The sequence below is a fragment of the Bacillus sp. AFS001701 genome (assembly GCF_002559405.1).
Classification (GTDB): domain Bacteria; phylum Bacillota; class Bacilli; order Bacillales; family Bacillaceae_G; genus Gottfriedia.
The window spans coordinates 1-4,256 of sequence record NZ_NTZO01000542.1 but is presented as its reverse complement, the minus strand read 5'-3'; the positions used below and the strand labels follow the sequence as shown (position 1 = coordinate 4,256).

Annotated in this window: 5 protein-coding genes; 1 reads left to right on the top strand and 4 read right to left on the bottom strand. The window is 31.0% G+C overall.

All coding sequences use genetic code 11. From position 1 onward, the window contains the following. Positions 1-84: 84 nt before the first annotated feature. Genes CN514_RS22400 through CN514_RS22390 form a run of 3 tightly spaced genes read right to left on the bottom strand, consistent with a single transcriptional unit; the run spans position 85 to position 2,654 of the window. Positions 85-963, bottom strand: coding sequence for an aminoglycoside phosphotransferase family protein (locus CN514_RS22400; RefSeq protein ID WP_098234468.1), 879 nt, complete (start codon positions 961-963; stop codon positions 85-87). Positions 964-1,009: 46 nt separating this feature from the next. Beyond that, on the bottom strand, positions 1,010-1,459 hold the full coding sequence (locus CN514_RS22395; RefSeq protein ID WP_098234467.1) for a VOC family protein: 450 nt from the start codon (positions 1,457-1,459) through the stop codon (positions 1,010-1,012). A 16-nt stretch (positions 1,460-1,475) separates the two neighbouring features. Continuing rightward, on the bottom strand, positions 1,476-2,654 hold the full coding sequence (locus tag CN514_RS22390; protein ID WP_098234466.1) for a MalY/PatB family protein: 1,179 nt from the start codon (positions 2,652-2,654) through the stop codon (positions 1,476-1,478). A 317-nt stretch (positions 2,655-2,971) separates the two neighbouring features. Between CN514_RS22390 and CN514_RS22385 the strand changes: the two genes are divergently transcribed. After that, complete coding sequence (locus tag CN514_RS22385; RefSeq protein ID WP_098172804.1) at positions 2,972-3,160, top strand: hypothetical protein; 189 nt, start codon at positions 2,972-2,974, stop codon at positions 3,158-3,160. Positions 3,161-3,267: 107 nt separating this feature from the next. Here the strand turns inward: CN514_RS22385 and CN514_RS22380 are convergent, their stop codons facing one another. Next, positions 3,268-3,879: a hypothetical protein gene (locus CN514_RS22380; protein ID WP_098234465.1), complete on the bottom strand. Its 612-nt coding sequence runs from the start codon at positions 3,877-3,879 to the stop codon at positions 3,268-3,270. Positions 3,880-4,256: the final 377 nt, after the last annotated feature.

Below are 4,256 nucleotides of genomic sequence, written 5' to 3'. Positions count from 1 at the left end.
TTGAGCTTTTTTATTTGCACACTCACTTTAGTACAAAGAAAAAAACGAGTCACTATTAAAGCAACTCGTAAATTTTTCATCTAATTAAGATGTAAAATCATTCATGATGACATTTATCGTATTAAATGATTCTTCTCTAATTGATGCAGCAATATCTTTATTTGCATTAAATGTATTTAAAGCCTTCCATAGAGCCCAACCTCTCGCTCTATTCCAAGTATTTTCATCAAAGTTTAAACTGTTTTTAAAAACATTTCTACTATCATTATCGAAAAATGTCCATGCCATTGCGACATCACATGATGGATCACCTACTCCAAGGATTCCAAAATCAATGACTGCAAATAGCTTTCCATTTTTAACAAGTAAGTTTCCAGGTGCAATATCGCCATGCACCCATACTGGTTCATTCTCCCATTTGGAGCTTAGAGCTGTTTCCCAAATTTCTGTTAGTAAATCTTTGTTAAAAAACTCTTTCGTTTGGTCTATTGAAGCTCTAGTTTCTTGGTCGTAAACAGCCAAGCTTCCACCTCTAAAGAAATTATGCTTTCCTGCAATCGGCCCTCCATGAGCCTCAATTGATTGGAACTCCTTTAAAAATTGCCCTAAATCCTTTGCAAATTGACTTAAATCACTTATATTTTCTTTATTTAAAGATTCGCCAGCAATCCATTCATTGATCGTCCATGGCCAAGGAAAGTATTTACTAGGACTTCCTTTGGCTAGTGGTTTTGAAACTGGTAAACTTAGTTTATTCGCTAAAATAGGTAACCATTTTTGCTCTTTTTCAACTTGAGGAACGTAGCATTCTGCGCTTGGTAATCTTACACTCATCTTATCCCCTAAATGGAACGTTCTATTATCGTTGCCACTTAATTCTACAGGCTTTATTTCTAATTGAGACCAAATTGGAAATTGTTCATTAATTAATTGTTTTACTAATTCAACATTTATTTTATCCATCTAATCTCCCCATTTTTGCTTTCAAACTAATAAATTATGTGTATTTTTACTTTTGAGTTATTAATATAAATGTAACGCCGAACTTGTCAGTAACTGTTCCGAATGCGGGACTAAATGGTACTGCTTCTAACGGGGCAATAACATGTCCATCTTGTTGTAATGAATTAAAAATGCGCTTTGTTTTTTCTACACTATCGATTGAAAGATTTATCGTGACTTCTACTTTTTTATGTTCATAATTAGGTGTATTTTGTTGAAAATCTTTGTCCATAATCGGATTCGATTGAATCGGCGCATCGAATAACATAAGGTCACTTTCTCCGATTTTTAAAATTGCATTTGCAACACTATTTTTTAATGCTTCTGGACAAGGTATTGGCATTTCACCGTATGTTTGTATATTAAGAACCTCTGCTTCAAGTTCTTTTTCATAAAAATGTACCGCTTCTTTAGCATTCCCACTCATAACAATACATGGTGTTATTTTTAACGTCATAATGCCATCTCCTTCTCTATTTCTTACTAGCTTTTACAGCATTCTCTAATCGTGTCATGGCTTCTTCTAATGTTTTACGTGTACAAGCGTAATTCAATCTCATAAAACCATCCCCATTTATTCCAAAACCGCGACCTTCATTTAAACCTAATTTAGCATCGTTAATCATAAATTCGTTTAATTGGTCACCTCTTAGTCCTAAGCCTCTAAAATCAAGCCACCCTAAGTACGTCGCTTCTGTAACTCTCATTTTTACTTCTGGAATATTTGTTTTTAAATAATTATGTATGAACTCCGCGTTCCCTTTTAAATAAATCAATAATTCATCAAGCCATTTTTCACCTTCGTTATAAGCTGCTATTACTGCCTCAATTCCAAAAATATTTAAGTTTTCTAAACTAGCACGAGCAATTGCATGAGAAAATTCTGTAAATAAATCTTGATTTGGAATTACAGCAAGTGACGAAAATAAACCTGCAATATTGAATGTTTTGCTTGGCGACATAAATGTAATACTCATATTTGCTGCATCTTCACTTAATGAATAAAAAGGTATGTGACTACCTTTCTTGTAGACTAAATCAGCATGAATTTCATCTGCTATTACAACAATTTTATTCTTTTTACATATTTCGAATAAACCTGATAATTCCTCTTTCGTCCAGACTCTTCCAACAGGATTTGCCGGGCTACATAGAATAATCATTTTAGTTTTTGAAGTAATTTTATTTTCTAGATCTTCTAAATCCATATAATAATAGCCATCTTCTTCAATTAAAGAATTTTCAACGATGTTTCTTCCATTATTTTTAATTGTACTGAAAAATGGAAAGTAAACTGGTGGCTGAATGATGATTTCATCACCAGGTTTTGTGAAAGCATCAATGGCTAAATTTAATGCTGGAACCACTCCAGGTACATTTGTTAACCATTCTCTTTTAATCGATGTATTAAAACGTTTACTAGCCCAATTCATTGCTGATTCAAAAAATTCTTCAGGTATATGTCCATAACCATAAATAGGATGTTGTGCTCGTTTCGTTATAGCCTCTACAATCCCGGGTGCACAAGCAAAATCCATATCGGCAACCCATAAAGGTAGTACATCCGTACATCCAAATACTCGATCAACTGAGTCCCACTTTGTACTATTTGTATTTTTTCTGTTATGTTCTTCATTAAAGTTAAAGTTCATATTTAATCCCCCACCAGTTTTCAATCATTTATGATTAAGATTTGAATACTCCTATTCCAGTATATAGTTATTCAATAGTATTTTCGTAATCATAATTTATATCCAAATTATACTATTCCGCTAGAAAATTCAAATTTTAATATTAATTGAAAAAAGTATGAAATGCCAAGAACAACACTTTATTAAAATGGTGGGGTTTGTATGAATTTCTAGCTTCAATCTTTCATTAGATGTCTATATATTTCAAAAAACGATCTATTTTTTTCATAAAGCTAGCGAATAATAATTAACATCTAAATGTGAATGGAGGGTCTATAATGAAAAAAGAAGATGAATACACTGACGATATGAATCAACTATTAGAAATTATCAATGCAAAAGGTGATACTGGTGAGTTACTTGAAATTGTAGACAAGTATAAACAAGCTGAAAATCCAGAATGTAATCATGACCTTTTTTATCAAGAACTAAGAGTAATTGCTGAGGATAGTGCAAAAGAAGATTAAATACAGTAGGTCAAGTGAGTAGTGGAACGATATTAGTCCCACTACTTTTTACTATTTTTACAAATAGAAAGCATCCATTTGAATCTTTATATGTATTACCGATAAATTTATAAACTATATTCTTCAGTTGGAATTTTACCCTTTAAAATATCATATTCAGCTTTCATTTCACCAAACTTTTGAGGATTCCCATGGTCTGGTGCATAATCAGGGTGCCAAAGCTTTGTATATTCTCTCATCTGTTTCTTCCAAACTTCAGCACTATCATTCGGATTGAAATACTTGAAATAATGTTTTTTATTTTTCTTGATTGAAGTAGAGTAATTTCTTAAATACTCTTCCCAGACTCTAGCCCAATCAACTATTTTCTTTTTATATTCTTTTGCTTTCTCAGCATTTTTCCTTTTTTCTTCTTTCTTCCAATCTTCCATTCTTTGACTAAAATCTTTAATACCTTGTTTTGAGTTTCGCCATCTTAACTCTGCATCCCTTATTTCTTGATCTGTAGTTTCTTCAAATAAATTTTCATCGTTAAGAATTTCATTAATAACTTCTTCATTTTCCTTTGAATTTATATGTAGATCATACATTTCTTCTATCATTTTTTCGATTAATTCTGCACTAGTTTTCCCTGTAAGTTGGGATAGCTTTTCCAGTTTTTCAGTGGATTCTATTTGAACCTTATGTGTTAAATAGACGTATTTAGTTTTGTTTCTCAAGCACCTCAACTCCTTAATTAAATGTTACTATACAAGGATAAATCTATCTATTAAATAATGAAGTCATTCATGTTACATTCTTAGGCTTACTCTTAATTTAAATAGGACTGGTCTAAAGATAGACTAATGTAAAATATTAATAATGTAGTGATACTTAATGTTTATTGTCTTCTTAAACTTTTTTTGAAAGTAACTTGATTTACACTTCAATCAGAGATCTTTATTTACAAGATGTTTTAAGATTTCACTAATTTTTATTATCAACTTATTTTATTCGATATTAATCTATTGCAACCTTTCTTAAATCAATAATTATTTTTTATTAGGCTTAATAATTTTTTCGAAATTCTCACGAGAACATATTATTTATATAATTT

Bases quoted from the DNA above. Each gene is read 5' to 3' on its own strand.
- CN514_RS22400 (WP_098234468.1), bottom strand. From the start codon at position 963: ATGGATAAAATAAATGTTGAATTAGTAAAACAATTAATTAATGAACAA.
- CN514_RS22395 (WP_098234467.1), bottom strand. From the start codon at position 1,459: ATGACGTTAAAAATAACACCATGTATTGTTATGAGTGGGAATGCTAAA.
- CN514_RS22390 (WP_098234466.1), bottom strand. From the start codon at position 2,654: ATGAACTTTAACTTTAATGAAGAACATAACAGAAAAAATACAAATAGT.
- CN514_RS22385 (WP_098172804.1), top strand. From the start codon at position 2,972: ATGAAAAAAGAAGATGAATACACTGACGATATGAATCAACTATTAGAA.